General features: G+C 68.2%; 14 protein-coding genes and 2 pseudogenes. 8 read left to right on the top strand and 8 right to left on the bottom strand.

Annotated features, from left to right (window positions below; all coding sequences use genetic code 11):
• Nucleotides 1-302: 302 nt before the first annotated feature.
• Both AB0M79_RS34775 and AB0M79_RS34780 read right to left on the bottom strand, forming a co-directional pair.
• Nucleotides 303-674, bottom strand: coding sequence for a hypothetical protein (locus tag AB0M79_RS34775; protein WP_364222574.1), 372 nt, complete (start codon nt 672-674; stop codon nt 303-305).
• Between the two features lie 70 nt (nt 675-744).
• Nucleotides 745-876, bottom strand: a complete 132-nt coding sequence (locus AB0M79_RS34780; protein WP_364222577.1) for a hypothetical protein — start codon at nt 874-876, stop codon at nt 745-747.
• A gap of 33 nt (nt 877-909) precedes the next feature.
• Here AB0M79_RS34780 and AB0M79_RS34785 point away from each other — a divergent pair, with 33 nt between their 5' ends.
• Nucleotides 910-1,044, top strand: a complete 135-nt coding sequence (locus AB0M79_RS34785) for a hypothetical protein (RefSeq protein ID WP_364222580.1) — start codon at nt 910-912, stop codon at nt 1,042-1,044.
• 57 nt (nt 1,045-1,101) lie between these two features.
• Here AB0M79_RS34785 and AB0M79_RS34790 read toward each other — a convergent pair whose 3' ends face one another.
• The 6 genes from AB0M79_RS34790 to AB0M79_RS34815 form a co-directional block, all read right to left on the bottom strand.
• Nucleotides 1,102-2,574 (bottom strand): NAD-dependent succinate-semialdehyde dehydrogenase, encoded by a 1,473-nt coding sequence (locus AB0M79_RS34790; RefSeq protein WP_364222583.1) that lies wholly within the window; start codon nt 2,572-2,574, stop codon nt 1,102-1,104.
• Nucleotides 2,575-2,647: 73 nt separating this feature from the next.
• On the bottom strand, nt 2,648-3,409 hold the full coding sequence (locus AB0M79_RS34795; RefSeq protein WP_364222586.1) for an IclR family transcriptional regulator C-terminal domain-containing protein: 762 nt from the start codon (nt 3,407-3,409) through the stop codon (nt 2,648-2,650).
• A gap of 11 nt (nt 3,410-3,420) precedes the next feature.
• Entirely contained in the window at nt 3,421-4,512 is a 1,092-nt protein-coding gene (locus AB0M79_RS34800) for an ABC transporter ATP-binding protein (protein ID WP_364222589.1), read from the bottom strand.
• A complete protein-coding gene (locus AB0M79_RS34805) occupies nt 4,509-6,125 on the bottom strand; it encodes an ABC transporter permease subunit (RefSeq protein WP_357543967.1) in 1,617 nt (538 codons plus the stop codon). Before AB0M79_RS34805 ends, AB0M79_RS34800 begins: the two co-directional genes overlap by 4 nt.
• A 155-nt stretch (nt 6,126-6,280) precedes the next feature.
• Nucleotides 6,281-7,348 carry an extracellular solute-binding protein gene (locus AB0M79_RS34810; RefSeq protein ID WP_364222593.1) on the bottom strand — a complete coding sequence of 356 codons (1,068 nt, stop codon included), beginning with the start codon at nt 7,346-7,348 and terminating at the stop codon, nt 6,281-6,283.
• 147 nt (nt 7,349-7,495) lie between these two features.
• Nucleotides 7,496-8,584 carry a PLP-dependent cysteine synthase family protein gene (locus tag AB0M79_RS34815; protein WP_364222596.1) on the bottom strand — a complete coding sequence of 363 codons (1,089 nt, stop codon included), beginning with the start codon at nt 8,582-8,584 and terminating at the stop codon, nt 7,496-7,498.
• 132 nt (nt 8,585-8,716) lie between these two features.
• Here AB0M79_RS34815 and AB0M79_RS34820 point away from each other — a divergent pair, with 132 nt between their 5' ends.
• The 7 genes and pseudogenes from AB0M79_RS34820 to AB0M79_RS34850 all read left to right on the top strand — a co-directional run.
• On the top strand, nt 8,717-9,103 hold the full coding sequence (locus AB0M79_RS34820; RefSeq protein ID WP_357543964.1) for a nuclear transport factor 2 family protein: 387 nt from the start codon (nt 8,717-8,719) through the stop codon (nt 9,101-9,103).
• Nucleotides 9,104-9,134: 31 nt separating this feature from the next.
• Nucleotides 9,135-10,736 (top strand): NAD(P)/FAD-dependent oxidoreductase, encoded by a 1,602-nt coding sequence (locus tag AB0M79_RS34825; protein WP_364222600.1) that lies wholly within the window; start codon nt 9,135-9,137, stop codon nt 10,734-10,736.
• A 69-nt stretch (nt 10,737-10,805) separates the two neighbouring features.
• Complete coding sequence (locus tag AB0M79_RS34830) at nt 10,806-11,162, top strand: cupin domain-containing protein (protein ID WP_364222603.1); 357 nt, start codon at nt 10,806-10,808, stop codon at nt 11,160-11,162.
• Nucleotides 11,159-12,637, top strand: coding sequence for an aldehyde dehydrogenase family protein (locus AB0M79_RS34835; RefSeq protein WP_364222606.1), 1,479 nt, complete (start codon nt 11,159-11,161; stop codon nt 12,635-12,637). The genes AB0M79_RS34830 and AB0M79_RS34835 overlap by 4 nt, the downstream gene beginning before the upstream one ends.
• Nucleotides 12,638-12,713: 76 nt before the next feature.
• Nucleotides 12,714-14,336 carry an amidohydrolase family protein gene (locus AB0M79_RS34840; RefSeq protein WP_364222609.1) on the top strand — a complete coding sequence of 541 codons (1,623 nt, stop codon included), beginning with the start codon at nt 12,714-12,716 and terminating at the stop codon, nt 14,334-14,336.
• Between the two features lie 14 nt (nt 14,337-14,350).
• Nucleotides 14,351-14,792, top strand: a pseudogene (locus tag AB0M79_RS34845) (RidA family protein); the annotation flags it as partial.
• Between the two features lie 201 nt (nt 14,793-14,993).
• A pseudogene (locus tag AB0M79_RS34850) lies at nt 14,994-15,459 on the top strand (Tn3 family transposase); the annotation flags it as partial.
• Between the last annotated feature and the right edge of the window lie 80 nt (nt 15,460-15,539).

Consider the following 15,539-nt stretch of genomic DNA (forward strand, 5'->3'; position numbering starts at 1 on the left):
AACCTCGACCTCCTCCGCTTATCAGACGGTGGCCGTCTCCATGTCGAGCACCGACACGCCACAGTCCACACAGGATCACCTCGACCACCAGCAGCCGAGGTTGAAGAACAAGACCAGAGCGTGTTTGAGAAGTGGTCATGGAGCCTTTCCATCGTGATGGTGCAGCTCACGGTGGGTGCGCGGGCCGCGATGGGCGTGACGGGAAGCTCCTGGTAGGACAGCAATCGACCAGCAGGCCGGGTCGGCTTTTCATGGTCAGATCCTGCCTAGACGCGCGGTTGTAACGTCGATCGCTATTGGGGTCAACCCCCGGGTCGCCCAGCGCGCGGCCGGGTCGCGCATCGCGGCCACGAGCGCGCAAGTCGCGGCGACCGCGATACCTGACCAGCGCAGGTGGGCGCCGCCCACACCGGCACGACGAAGGCCACGGCACAAGCGATCCGCAGCCACAGCCGGCGCGCCAGGCCGTACGGGCTGGCCTGCAGCGTGATCGCGGCGCTGTCGTCGAGCGCGTAGCTGCTGCCCAGGGCCAGCAGCAGACCCAGGACGCGCAGGTCGCCGATGGCGTCGTGCGTGTCGCCGAGGCGGGCCACCAGGTACGCGGTGACGGCGGCGGCACTCGTTGCGAACGGGGCCAGGCGCAGGCTGCGTACCAGGTGGCCGCTCCCGGCCACAATTGGAAGTGGATGTTCGTGAAATTGCCGGAGTACGGGCTGTAGAGGATCGTGTAGCTGACGAAGGAACTCACGCCGCCCAGTTGACGGTGCTGCGGCCGGTGGCGCGGTCGGTGACCACGCAGGATCCGGAGCGGTAGCGCAGCTCGTGGGCGAAGTCGGTCACCCACGCCCGGCCGGCGGAGGTCGCGTAGCCCCGCAACGGCCAGGCGTCCAGGACCGTCGCATTGCCCGAGTGGCCCCGCTCGACCGCGATACGCAGGGCCTTGACCTGTTCCGCTTCCTGCTCCAGGCCTACGAACTCGGACTCGACGGCCCGCCCGCAAGGTGGGTCGCCGTGGCGTTCACCGAACTCGCCGAAGCGATCTGACCGCAGACCCTACACGGGGATAAACACGCCACGGATCCGATAAGGCAACGGTGCCAATCAACCAGCTTGTCGCAACGTGGCTGGCAGCGCCACGTAGGTGGTCTCGAGGTACTCCTCGATTCCTTCGAAGCCGCCCTCTCGGCCGAATCCCGAGGCCTTCATGCCACCGAACGGTGCGGCCGGGTTCGAAATCAGTCCGGTGTTGACGCCGACCATGCCGTACTCGAGCGATTCCGCGAGCCGCACGGTGCGGGCGAGGTCGCGGGTGAAGACATATGCGGCGAGGCCGTACTCGGTTGTGTTGGCGCGGCGTACCGCCTCTTCCTCTGTGGTGAAGATGCTGATGGGTGCGACGGGCCCGAAGATCTCTTGGCCGTTGATCTCCGAGTCGTGGTGAACGTCGAGCAGCACGGTGGGGTGGTAGAAGTAGCCCGGCCGGTCAGGAGCGGTACCACCGACCACGAGTTGGGCCCCGTCGCGGACGGCTTCGGTTACGAGCCGGTGGACGGCGTCGACGGCGCGCTCGTCGATCAGCGGACCGACATCGACACCGGGGTCTTGGCCGCGACCGACGACCAGCCGGCCCATCCGATTGGCCAGTTTCTCGGCGAACTCCTGAGCTACGTCCGAGTGGACCAGAAAGCGGTTCGCTGCCGTGCATGCCTCGCCCATGTTGCGCATCTTGGCGAGCATCGCGCCGTCCACGGCGGCATCGACGTCGGCGTCCTCAAAGACGAGGAATGGAGCGTTGCCGCCGAGTTCCATGCTCAAGCGCTGCAACTGGTCGGCCGACTGGCGTACGAGTTGCCGTCCGACCGCAGTGGATCCGGTGAAGGACACCTTGCGCAGTCGTGGGTCCGGCATCAGCGCCTCGCTCATCGCTGCGGCACGAGCGGTCGGCACCACGTTCAGGACACCTGGTGGCAGCCCGGCCTCGTTGAGGATGTCCGCCAACGCCAGCATCGTGAGGGGCGTGAGCTCGGACGGCTTGACCACCATCGCGCAGCCGGCGGCGATCGCCGGAGCGATCTTGCGCGTTCCCATCGCCAGTGGGAAGTTCCACGGCGTGATCAAGAGGCAGGGGCCGATCGGTTTGCGGATGGTGAGCAGGCGACTGGCTCCATCGGGAGCGTGCATCCACCGGCCGTGGATGCGGACCGCCTCTTCGGAGAACCACCGGAGGAACTCGTTGCCGTAGGCGATCTCGCCTCTGGCCTCGGTGATGGTCTTGCCCATCTCCAGGCTCATCAGCTCGGCCAGCTCGTCCGTCCTGCCCCGGATGAGGTCGAACGCCTTGCGCAGGATCTCCCCGCGGTCACGTGGCGCACTCGCCCCCCAGTCTTTCTGGGCAGCGGCGGCGGCATCGAGTGCCTCGATTGCATCCTTGACCGAGCCGTCCGCCACCGAGGCGAGGACGGACCCGTCGGCCGGGTCGAGCACCGTGAAGGTGGCTCCCTGCTCCGCCGCACGCCAACCACCGCCGATGAAGAGGCCGCGCCGACCGGGTCCAGGCAGAGTGCGTCCGGGCATGAGTGACCGAGCTCCTCGGTGTTGTCGGGCGGAAACGGTTGCACCGGATCTGGTGGCTCGATCCGTGCGGCGGTCAGCGGCTGGCGGCCGCCGCGGCTTGCCGCAGAGCCGCCTGGACCTTGGCGATGTACAGCTCGTCCGACCGGGTCATCGGGACGACCACGGCTAGGACGCCGAGAAGGAGGTCGCCCCGCGAGACAGGCGCTGCGACCGCCCACGATTCCTCGGTCGACTCGCGACCGCTGTAGGCCATGCCACGCGCTCGGATGACGGCGCATTCGGCCCGCAGATCGGCCAAGGTGCGCACGGCCCCGGACTCTGTCTTGAACTCGTCGGTGCCCGGCGGCAAACCGAGGTAGCCATGCTCGGCGTTGCTGAAGGCGATGAGGGCTTTGCCTGCGGCGCCCAGGTACACCGGCCCGCGCTCACCGGGGTGGCAGACCCTCCGCACGAGTCTGCCGGACTCCGCGGACTCGATGCAGACACGGTCATGCCCGGAGCGGACGAAGAATGCCACGGTCTCGTCGAGTTCGTCTCGAAGGTTGGAGACGGCTTCTCCTGCGAGCTTGCGGATGCCCGACCACTGGTCGCTGGCGTATAGGAGCGCGGTCAGCTCGGGGCCGGGGACGAACTGACCGTCCTTGTCCTGTTCCAGGAAGTCAGCCATCCTCAGGGTTGCCAATAGCCGCGATGCGGTGCTCAGGCTGACACCGGCCGCGCCGGCGAGCTCGGTGAGTGTCCGGCTCCCGCGAGCGGCTGCGGAGAGTAGGTTGAGCGCACGGATCACCGACCTGACGCCGCGTTGTTCGGTGGGCTCGTCGTCCAGTTCGGTCACCTGGTCCTCCTTCATCGTTCGGCCGTCGGGCCGAAGAGGTTCACATCGCGTGTCCGCCAGATCATGCCTACCGTCTCGCCGGTGCGGTAGGGGTGCTCGCCGTCATCGTGCTGCAGCTGCACCCGCACCGGGCCGAGTGTCTCGGAGTGGACGGTGTACATCGTGTGCGAGCCGAGGTACAGACGGTGCGTGACCTTCCCGGTGCAGTGGCTGAACCCAGGGGGTGGGGTAGCCGCGATGTCCGTCAGCGCGATCCGCTCCGGACGCACCGCGACCACAGACGCGTCGGCGGGCACGTCCCTGCCGTCGTCGATCGACAGCAACCCGCCGTTCTCGACGCTCAGCCGTCCCGGCGCCTCGGGACGGACCGTGAGCATGTTGTTGGTGCCGAGGAAGTCCGCGACGAAGGCGGACCGGGGGTGCTCGTAAAGCTCCCGGGGCGTCCCCATCTGCTCGATCCGGCCGTGGTTCATCAGGGCGACGCGGTCAGACATCGACATCGCCTCCTCCTGGTCGTGGGTGACGTAGACCATCGTCACCTTCAACTCCTGCTGGAGTTGTCGGAGCTCGATCTGGAGACGCTGTCGCAGCTTGCGGTCGAGGGCGCCCAGCGGCTCGTCCATGAGCAGGAATGCCGGGTCGAACACGACTGCCCGGGCCACCGCGATCCGCTGTTTCTGGCCCCCGGAGAGCTGGTCGGGCAGCCGGTCGGCCGCAGCGGCCAGGTCGACGAGTTCGAGCGCCCGTTGCACCCGCTCGGCGATGACGTCGCGCGGCTCCTTGCGCATCTCCAGTGGGAACGCGAGGTTGTCGCGGACCGACATGTGCGGGAAGAGCGCGTAGTCCTGGAAGACGACACCGATGTTGCGCTTGTCGCTCGGCACGCGCGAGATGTCGGTGCCGTCGACGCTGATGGTCCCTGAGGTCGGATCGGTGAAACCGGCGAGCATCATCAGGGTGGTGGTCTTGCCCGAACCCGACGGACCGAGCACGGTGAAGAACTCGCCCGGCTCGATCGTGAGGGTGAGGTCGTCGACGGCGACGTGGTCGCCGTACTCCTTACGGACGTTGTCGAAGTGGATCGCGCCATGGCTGACGGTCATGACTTGCTCCTCGATGTCTTGGTGAGGCGACGGAACAGCACATAGCCGAGCCAGATGACAGCGGCGCAGGCCATGACGAAGACGGAGATCACCGCCACGGTCGGGTTGGTCTCGAGTGAGAGCGCTTCGAAGATCCGCTTGGGTAGCGTCTTGACGTGCACGCCGGAGAGGAAGATCGCGACCGTCGACTCGTCGAACGAGGTCAGGAACGCGAAGAGGCCGGCGATCGCGATGGACGGGGCGATCAGCGGTAGCACGATCCGGCGAAGCTGGACCGTCCGGCTCGCACCCAGGCTGGAGGCGGCTCGCTCGTAGATCGGATCGAGCGAACGGAGCCCCGCGCTGACCACGCTGAACACGAACGGCAGAGCCAGCGTCACGTGCGCCAGGACGATCCCCAGTTCGGTGTCGACGAGTCCGATCCGCTCGAATTCCACGTAGAAGCCGGCAGCGGCGACCACCGTCGGGAACAGCAGCGGCAGCATCATCAGGGTCGAGGTCAGCGTTCCCCAGCCACGGACCGTTCCCCGTACGACGCCCATCGCGGCAAGTGTCCCCAGCACGCCAGCGATGACGGTCACGAAGAGCGCGATCCGGACGCTGACCGCGAGCGGATCGAGCCAGCTTGCGGTGAAGAATTCCGAGTACCACTGGGTCGAGTAGCCGACCGGCGGGAAGACCAGCGCCTTGGTGGCGGCGAACGAGATCGGAATGACGATGAACTGCGGCGCCAGCACGAGGACGCCGAGAACGGTGGCCAGGACCTTCGGGAGTCGTCGGCTGCGGGTGACGCCGAGGCGGTCGAGCCCGCCGGCCGCGCGCCCCGCGAGCTTGAGGACGCGTCCGCCGCGCTTGACGGGGGCGGTGCGGGTGGCCGCAGCGCCGGAACGCCCGGCGAGTTCGGTCGTCGACATGCCGGTCAGCCGTTGGAAGACGACGACGATGACCAGGACCAGGGCGCCGAGCACGAGCGCAGCGGCCGAGGCAAGGCCGTAATCGCCGCTCTGCTTGATCGCGCTGTGGATCAGCGAGCCGAGCATGCTGCCCTCGGAACCGCCGAGGAGCGCGGGGATCACGAACGCGCCGATGCCGTACACGAAGCACAGTACCGACCCCGCCTGGATGCCGGGCTTGGTCAACGGCAGGTAGATCCGGACGAAGGCCTGGGCCGGCCCGGCGCCCAGGCTGGTCGCGGCGCGCATCCGCGAGTCCCGGAGCGAGCGCATCGTGGCGGCCAGCGGCAGGATCATCAGTGGCAGCAGGTAGTGGGAGAGGCTGACGACGACCGCGATCGGCGTGAACACCATCGCGACGGGCTCCAGCCCCAACTGCCCGAGCAGCTTGTTGACCGGGCCCTGGCGCCCGAGGATCACCAGCCAGGAGAACGACCGCAGCAGGATCGAGGTCAGGTACGGCGCCATGATCGCCACCGTCAGGAAGGTGCGCAGCCACTTACCGCCGTGCACCATCTGATAGGCGATCGGATAGCCGAGGACCAGCGCCAGGAACGTCGAGGTCGCGGAGATCAGGATCGTCCGGAAGATGTTGTCGACGTAACCGGAGTGCCCGAGCAGCCGGGTGAAGTTCTCCAGGCCGAGCGTAGGTTCCGTCACGCTACGCAGGGAGAGGATCGCAACGGGGAGCACGAAGACCAGGGTCACGACCAGGGCCGCCGGAACCCCGCTCAGGTCCCAGCCCCGCCGGCGGCGCCGGCCTACCGTTCTACGGGAGGCCGGCGTCGCAAGGTCCGCGTCTGTCGGCGTGGTGGTCACGCGTTGAGCCAGTCCTGCCAGCGCTTGAGCACGTCCGCGCCGTTGGCGGACCACCACTCCACGTCGATGCGGAAGGTCTCGCCGCTGACGGTCTCCGGGGTGCCGGGAAGGTCGGCGCGGGTGTCGGCGTCGAGGCCGTCGAGCACCGACTGCTGCGACGGCGTGTAGCCCAGCTTGTCCATGATCGCCTTCTGGGCCTCGGGGCGCAGCGAGTACTTGATCGCGTCGAAGGCGGCCGACTCGTTCGGTGCTCCCTTGGGGATGACGAGCTGCTGGACGGAGAGGACGGCCCCCTCCCAGGTGTACTCCAGCGGCACCGCACCGCTCTGGGCGATGCTCTTGATCCGCGCGAGGTTCCCGTAGCCCAGCGCGATCTCGCCCTGGGAGATGGCGTTCTGCAGGTCACCGTTGGACGGGAAGAAGATGGTGTCGTTGCGGATGGTGTCGAGTTTGGCGAAGGCGCGGTTCAGGTCGAGCGGGTAGAGGCGGTCGACCGGGACGCCGTCGGCGATCAGGGCGCCTTCGAGGATCCCCCAGGGCAGCCCCACCATGCCGCGCTTGCCCGGGACGCGCTGGGTGTCGAACAGGTCGGCCCAGGACTTGACGCCGCCGGGTACGTCGTCCTTGTTCCAGTACAGGTTGCGCGAGAACGTGTACCACGGCACCGAGTGTTCGGTGACCGCGCTCGGGTCGGCGAAGCCGTCGAGGCTCTTGGAGTCGATCGGCTGCAGTATGTCGGCGGCCATGAACTGGGCGAGCGAGGAGTCCTCGGCGTCGATCAAATCCAGGGTCATGGAGCCGGACTTGGACATCTGGACCAGCTTGGCAACGTCGGAGCCGCTGCTGTCGAAGAGGACCTTGATGTCAGCGTCCTTTGAGTACGGGTCGAAGAGTGCCGCTTTGACGGCCTCCTCGTAGGTGCCGCCGAAGCCGGCGTACGTGATCGATCCCTTCTCGTCGCCGCCTCCCGAGCAGGCCGTGAGGCCACCCAGGGCGACGACGACTGCGGCCAGCACGGCACCGGCGCGACGCCAGCCCCTGGTCACACCGAGATATGTTCGCATGACGGTTTCCTTCTTAGTCTGGGCGGCCGGTGGGTGAACGGACCAGGTTGAAGGTGAACTTCCGCAGAATGGAAGTATGACTTCCATTGCAGGAATGCTGGTGGCCTGGGTGTGGGCTGTCAAGAGCTGTGGCCGAGCTTTCTGGGATCACGCCGGCAGCGACCCCGAGCGCTCGTACTCGTCCAGTACGGCGACGTACGGCGTCACGTCGATGCCCTGGTCTATGCGCCAGGACGCGTCGTAGTACGTCGAGGCGTACCGTTCGCCGCCGTCGCAGATCAGGCTCACCACGCTGCCTCGCTCGCCGTTGCGCTCCAGTCTGGCGATGAGGTGGAGGGTCGCCCACATGCTCGTCCCGGTCGAGGGTCCGACCCGACGACCCAGGCGGCGCGAGGTCCACAGCATCGTCGCGACCGAAGCCGCGTCCGGCACGCGGACCATCTCGTCGATCACCTCGGGCACGAAGGACGGCTCGACCTGCGGGCGGCCGATCCCTTCGATCCGGGAGCCCTTGGCCGACTGCAACCCGCGATCGCCGAGGCGCCATGCGTCGAGGAAGACCGAGTTCTCGGGATCCGAGACCAGCAGCCGGGTGATGTGCCGCCGGTAGCGCAGGTAGCGCCCGATGGTCGCCGCCGTTCCGCCGGTCCCGGCGCTGGCGACGATCCAGGCCGGCACCGGTTGCGCCTCGCCGGACATCTGTTCGAAGATCGACTCGGCGATGTTGTTGTTGCCGCGCCAGTCGGTGGCCCGCTCGGCGTAGGTGAACTGGTCGAGGTAGTGGCCGTCGAGTTCGGCAGCGAGACGCCGCGCCTCGTCGTACACCTGCCCCGGATGATCCACCATCTGGCAGCGCCCGCCGTACCACTCGATGAGCTCGATCTTGACCGGGCTGGTCGAGGCCGGGACGACCGCGATGAACGGCAGGTTCAGCAGGCGGGCGAAGTAGGCTTCGGAGACCGCGGTCGAGCCGCTGGATGCCTCGACCACCGTCGTGGTCGGGCCGATCCAGCCGTTGCAGAGCGCGTAGAGGAAAAGCGAGCGGGCGAGCCGGTGCTTGAGGCTCCCGGTGGGGTGCGAGGACTCGTCCTTCAGGTAGAGGTCGATGCCGTGCCGACCGGGCAGGTCGAAGGTCAGCAGGTGGGTGTCGGAACTGCGGGTGGCATCGGCCTCGACGCGGCGGATCGCCTCGTCGACCCAGGTCCGGTCGACACAGGTCTGCTGGCGCATCGTCATTCGAGGTCTCCTTCGGGGTCTGCTTCCGACCGCTGTCGCGGATGCCGGGGGGCGCTTGACCGGCTTCGAATTCAGGGGCATCCTATGCTGCGGAAGTCAGACTTCCACTGTGCGGAATCTCGAAGGAGTCCAGTGACCAACCAACCCGTGCCCCCGGCCGATGCCCGAGCGATCGAAGAAGTCCTCAACCGGGTCGCCTACCTCCTCGACGCCCGCGAGTACGACCGGCTCGGCGAGGTGTTCGCGCCCGAGGTCTTCTTCGACAACCCGGGTCGTCTCACGGCCCGCGGGCTCGATGATGTGATCGCGGCCTTCAGAGCGATCGCGACGCCCGCGGTCAGTCACCACATCACCAACGTGGTGGTGGGTGGCGTCGACGACGACACCGCAGAGTGCAACAGCAAGGCGCTCGCCCTGCGGGCGGGAGGGGAAGTCACCGCCGCGATCTATCGCGACACCGTGACCCGTACCGACGCGGGATGGCGCATCTCGGCTCGACGTATCAGTCCACTGGGCTGACCTGGCAACGCGACGGAACGAGAGGAAGCGGATGGAGCACTCGTACGACGTGATTGTCGTCGGGACCGGGCACAGCGGCCTGGTGGCCACCGGATACCTGGCTCGTGCGGGGCTGAGGGTGCTTGCCCTGGAACGCCGCGACATCGTGGGTGGCACCTGCGTCACCGAAGAGATCTTCCCGGGATACCGCGGGAGCAGTGTGGCCAACGCCAGCCACAGCCTCGATCCGCGCATCACCCAGGAACTCGAGCTGAGCAAGCACGGACTCCGCTTCGCCCACCCGCCGCTCGGATCCCTGACCCTCTTCGAGGACGGCAGGGCCCTGCCGGCATGGCCGGACCGGGCCAAGCGCCGGGCCGTCATGGAGCAGTTCGCGCACGGGGACGCCGACCTCGAAGGCTACGCCTCGGTCATCGAGCTGTACGCCTCGGTGGCCCGGCAGATGAAGGTCTCCTTCTACGACCCGCCGCCGTCGTTCGCCGAGGTGGCCGCGCGGTTCACCACCCCGCGCCAGCGTCATGACTTCGATTCGATCATGTTCGGTCCGGTCGCGGACATCCTCGAGGAGCGGCTCTCGTCGCCGCAACTGCAGGCGTTCTTCGCCGGCACCGCGGTCGCCACCAACTTCGTCGGCCCGCGTACGCCGGGCAGCGGCTACCTGCTGCTTCAGCGGCCGCTGTGGGAGGAGTCGCTCCGCGGCGTCGGCAGCAACGACGACAACGAACTGATGATGCGAAACGCCGCGCCGCTAGGAGGTATCGGTGCCGTGACCGGCGCGATGGCGGAGTCCGCCCGCGCCCACGGAGCCACGATCCTCACCGGCGCGCAGGTCGAGCGCATCCTCTGCAAGGATCAGCGTGTCGTCGGTGTCGTCCTCACCGACGGACGTGAGTTCCGCGCCCCCCGGGTCGTCTCCAACGCGAACCCGAAGTTGACCCTGACCAAACTGGTCGGCCCCGAGGACATCGGGCAGGACCTGTACGACGTCGCCAAGGCCGTCAGCATGAAAGGCACCTCCGCCAAGGTTCACCTCGCGCTCGACGGCACCCCACGGTTCGCCGCCGCTCGGAACGAGGAGGAGAACCGTCTCTTCCTCGGCACCAACTTCCGGATCGCGGCCAGCATCGACGTGCTGCAGAACGCCTACAACGAGGCGGTACTCGGGCGCTGGAGCAAGCGACCCACCGTCACCGCGATGATCGACTCGGCGCACGACCCCTCGCTGACCCCACCGGGATGCCACTTCGTGAGCATCAGCGTCCGAGGAGTTCCGTACCACCTGGCCGAGGGCACCTGGGACGAGCAGCGCGACGACCTGGGCAAGGCCGTCGTCAGCACGTTGGAGCAGCACATCCCGAACCTGTCCGAGGTCCTGGCCGGCGTACACGTCTACTCGCCGCTGGACCTCGAGCGGGAATTCGCCCTCGTCGAAGGCAACGGTGCCCACGGCGACATCGTCCCCGGACACATTTTCGACTCGCGCCCGATCCCGGGTTGCGCCGACTACCGGACCCCGGTCGAAGGGCTCTACCTGACCGGAGTCGGCAACTGGCCGGGCAACTTCATGAGCGGCGTCACCGGCTACAACGCGAGCAACCGCGTACTCGCCGACCTCCGCCGTACCACCGACTGACCTGACCCCACCAACCAGAGGACCACGATGATCATCGGACGAGGTATCCCTGCGGACCGGGTGTCGGCCATGCGGTCGGCCACCACGACCGGACAGGTCTGGTCGGACATCGTCCTGGCCGACGGCGGAACCCGCGCCCTCAACATGTTCTTCGCACCCGGATCGCGCACGCACTGGCACCGGCACCCGGGCGGCCAGATGCTCTACACCGTCTCCGGCGAGGGCTGGATCCAGGAGCGCGGCGGCGAGGTGGTGGTGATGCGTCCGGGCGACGTCGTCTGGACCGAGCCCGGCGTCGAGCACTGGCACGGCGCCACCGCGTCCGCCCAACTGATCCAGTTGGTGCTCCACTTCGGCGAAGTCGAGTGGACCGGAGAGGTCGGCGAGGCCGAGTACACCGCCCGCACCGCCGAGGACGCGCAATGAGCAGCCGGCCGGCCGACCTGGTCGCACGGCTCGTGGGCGACAGCCCGGGGTCATGGATCGACGGCACCTGGGTGACCTCCCCGGACACGTTCGAGGTCCACGACCCGGCCACCGGGGCCACGATCTGCGCGGTCGGCGACGCCGACGCCGACCAGGCCGCCGCAGCCGTCGCTTCGGCGGCGGCCGCCCTCGACGGGTGGTCGTCGGCGACCGGCTGGCAGCGCTTCGAGGTCCTGCGCCGAGCGACCGACCTGCTCGGGCAGCGGGTCGAGGCGGTCGGCGAACTCATCAGCGCGGAAACCGGCAAGCCGCTGGCGGAGGCGATCGGCGAGGCGCGCAACACGGTCCGCTTCTTCGAATGGTTCAGTCACGAGACGCTTCGTCTCCCCGGCGAGGCCTGGACCGACGTGGCGCCCGGACGCGACGCCCTCGTGCTGCACGAACCGATCGGGGTGGTCCTGGCGATCACGCCGTGGAACTTCCCGGCATTCATGGTGGCCTGCAAGGTCGGCGCCGCGCTCGCGGCCGGCTGCACGGTAGTGCTGAAACCGGCCCCGCAGACGCCGCTCACCGCGCTGGCCATCGCACGCTGCTTCGAGGAGGCGGGTCTGCCCGCCGGTGTCCTGAACGTCGTCGTGGCCGGCGATCCGCAGCGGGTCAGTGACTCCCTGCTGGACGCTCCCGAGGTCGCGTGCATCAGCCTCACCGGGTCGCGGAAGGTGGGCGAACTCGTCATGCGCAAGGCGGCATCCTCGATCAAGCGGGTCCTCCTCGAACTCGGTGGCAACGCGGCCGCGGTGGTGCTACCCGACGCCGACGTCGTCCAGACCGCGCGGGACCTGGTCCGGGCGCGGTTCCTCAACTCCGGGCAGGCGTGCATGGCCGCCAACCGGGTGTACGTCGTCGAGTCGAAGGCCGGCGACCTGGTCGTCGAACTCACCGCGGCGGTCGACCAGATCGTCGTCGGCGACCCGCGCGACCCGGCGACCACGATGGGCCCGCTCATCGACCACGCGGCCGTGGGACGGATCGAGGCGCAGGTGGCCGAGGCCGTGGCGGGCGGCGCGACCGTCGTCGCGGGCGCCGTCAGGACTGCCGAGAACGAGGCGAGCGCGTTCCTGGCGCCGACACTGCTCACCGCCGAGGGACAGAGCCAGCCCGCCGTACTCGACGAGGAGTTCTTCGGCCCGGTGCTCAGCGTCGTCCGCTGCGCCGACATCGACGAAGCCGTCCGGTTGGCCAATGCGACCGAGTACGGCCTCGCCGCGTACGTCTTCGGCGGTGACCAAGCCGCCGCGACCGCGGTTGCCCGCAAGCTCAAAGCGGGCTCGGTCGGCGTCAACACTCCGCTGGTCAGCGAGCCGGCCCTGCCCTTTGGTGGCATGCGCAGCAGTGGCCTCGGACGGGAGCGGGGACGGCTCGGCGTCGAGGAGTACCTGGAGACCAAGACCGTACAGATGCCTGCCGTCCGCTGAAGCACTCCCTGACCCGCCACCGTCGGCCCCACCCGCGACGGCGGCTTCACAAACATGCCCAGAAAGAGGTAGAGCAGTGCCAACACAGACCGTGTGCTTCGTCGGTGGCCAAGTCCGCACGATGGACCGGGCCGGAACCGTCGCCGAGGCGTTTCGCACCGAGAACGGCCGGATCACGGCGACCGGGACGACAGAGGAGATTCTCGCGGGGGCCGGGGAAGCGCGGGTCGTCGACCTGGCCGGTGCGGTGGTGATCCCCGGGCTGATCGACTGCCACTCCCACCTGGAGCTGCTCGCCTACTCCTGGGAGCTCGCCATCGACTGCCGCTCGTCGCGGGTATCGAGCATCGAAGAGATCGTCTCGGTGCTCGCCGAGTGCGCTGACTCCACGACCGCCGGCGAGTGGATCCTCGGTCAGGGGGAGCACTACCAGGATCTCAAGCTCGCCGAGGGGCGCTATCCCGATCGGCACGACCTGGACCGGGTCAGCACGACCCACCCGGTGATGTACAGGTCGAGCTACCACCTCAACGTCTTCAACTCGCTGGGCCTGCGGCTGCTGGGTGTCGACGACGACACCCCGAACGCGCCCGGCGGCCGGATCGAGCGCGACCCGACCACCGGCGTCGCCACCGGCCGCACCTACGACATGTTCGAGCCTCTCGGCGGCCCGCAGCCGCCGGTCCAGGATCTCGCGGCGGCGATCAAACGAGTGCAGGACCGCTATCTGGCTGTCGGCGTGACCACCGTCGGCGACATCCCCCTGCACCGCGCAGGGCTGGAAGCGATCGCCTCGCTCGCTGCCGACGGTGACCTGGTCCTGCGCGCCGCGCTGTACCCGAAGCTGGAGGCTGTGGTGTCGGCCGAGGACGTTCGCGCCGGCCGTACCAGGGGCCGGATCGACGCCCTCGACCCGGACCATCTCGCGATGGCCGGTTTCAAGGTCTTCCTCGACGGCGGGCTCACCGCAGGGGCGGCCGCCCTCCACGGCGACTACCCCGGCCAGCCCGGCTACCGGGGCGAACTCGCGTTCACCGACGAGGAGGTCGCCGCCCTGGTCGCCACCGCCGATGATGCGGGCCTGCAGATCGCCATGCACGCGATCGGCGACCGTGCCCTGGACCAGGCTCTCGACGGCGCGTTGGCACTGCCGGCCGAGCGGCACGGCATCGCCCGGCACCGCATCGAACACGCGGGCAACATGTTCATGACCGACGAACGGATCAAGCGGCTGGTAGCTTCCGGAGTCGTCCCCGTTCCGCAGCCGGCCTTCATCCTGACCACTGCGGCCGGATACGTCGCGCACCTGGGCAGCGACCGGATCGGGGCCGTGATGCCGTTCCGTACGCTGATCGACCACGGCTTGCCGATCCCGGGCAACTCCGACGCGATCGGCATCACCGAGGACCAGCACGACCCATTCCCGGCGATGCAGGCCGCGGTCACCCGCCGTACCAACGACGGCGACGTGCTAGAGGCCCCGGAGGCGGTCACGATCGAAGAGACGCTGCGGATGTATACCGAGTGGTCGGCGTTCTCGATCGGCTGGGAAGATCGGGTCGGCTCGCTCGAGGTCGGCAAGTTCGCCGACTTCGTCATCCTGTCTGCGGACCCGTTGGAGACCGAGCCGACGGATCTGGCCGCCCTGACCGTCATGCAGACCTGGATCGGCGGAACGCTGGTCTTCGAGAAGGGCTGAGCGTGGATACGCAGATCGATCCGGTGTCCCGACTTGCTGCAGCGGGCATCTAACTTCCGGTCTCTCCCGAGCCTCTCGCCAACTACGTGCCCGCCACCCGCAATGGCCGTTTGGTGTACACCTCGGGCCAACTCCCGCTCCGTGCCGGTCAGCTGCTGCACCGGGGCAAGCTCGGCCGGGAAGTTACCCTGAAGCACGGCAGGGAGTGCAGCCGACAGGCCACTGTCAACGCACTCGCCGCGATCGCTGCCGTAGCTGGCGGCCTTGGCCGCGTCGCTTCGGTCGTGAAGGTGACCGTCTACGTCGCGAGCGACCCCTCCTTCACCGCGCAACCGGGAGTTGCCGACGGCGCGAGCGACTTGCTGGACCTAGCATTTGGGCCGCGAGGACAGCGCGCACGCAGCGCCGTAGGGGGTCGCTGTGCTGCCCTTCGACGCTCCTGTCGAGGTCGAACTTAAGTCGGCGGTGCGGCGACCGTCCCACACGGGTGCCGCCTCGCCGCATCTGCGACGGAAGATCGGGCAGTCAAAGACGAAGCCGAAAACAATGGGCGGGTCTCGAAGACGCGCCCAAAGAAATGGGCAGACGGGACCTGGGACCGAAATCCACGCCCAAGTGGGACTATCAGTAACGCTCAGAACGATGCCTCCCGATGTGAAGCGGAAGGTCGCCGAGGTCCTGGCCGAGCGGGCGAAGGGCGGGGAGAATCGGCAGGCGCCGCTGGACGAGATCCTGACCATCGTGCTCGATCCCGGGATCGGTGACGAGCAGATGGGCAGCATGCTGCGCACCAGCATCGGGATGGAGCGGATGTGCGCGGCGTGAGCGGCTGCCCTGCGACCACGGTCAGCTGAGCATGCTGGATGCGTCGATGTCGTGCCTGCGCCCGTTCGCTCCTGCGGTGCTCGCCGCCGTCGGGTTCGTCGGCGGGCCGGGCACCGAGTGGCTGTTGCACGCCGGCGGGAAGGTGAGTCGGCCGGCGGAGCTCGAGCGCAACCTGCTGTATGTGATCATCGCGGAGGCCACGAACATGGGTTTGTCCGCGGTGGCGGAGTTGTGCGGCGTGTCGTATGACGTGCTCGCATGGACCTGCGAGTGGTACTTCCGGCCGAAGACCTTGGAGGCGGGGGAACGCCGAACGGCGGCCCGCTGAACCAGTCGGGCCGCCGTTCGCGAAGTTGTGGATCAGAGCGAGCGGATGTT

Origin of the sequence: Polymorphospora sp. NPDC051019 (assembly GCF_040683055.1) — a bacterium.
In the GTDB taxonomy this organism is placed as follows: domain Bacteria; phylum Actinomycetota; class Actinomycetes; order Mycobacteriales; family Micromonosporaceae; genus Polymorphospora; species Polymorphospora lycopeni.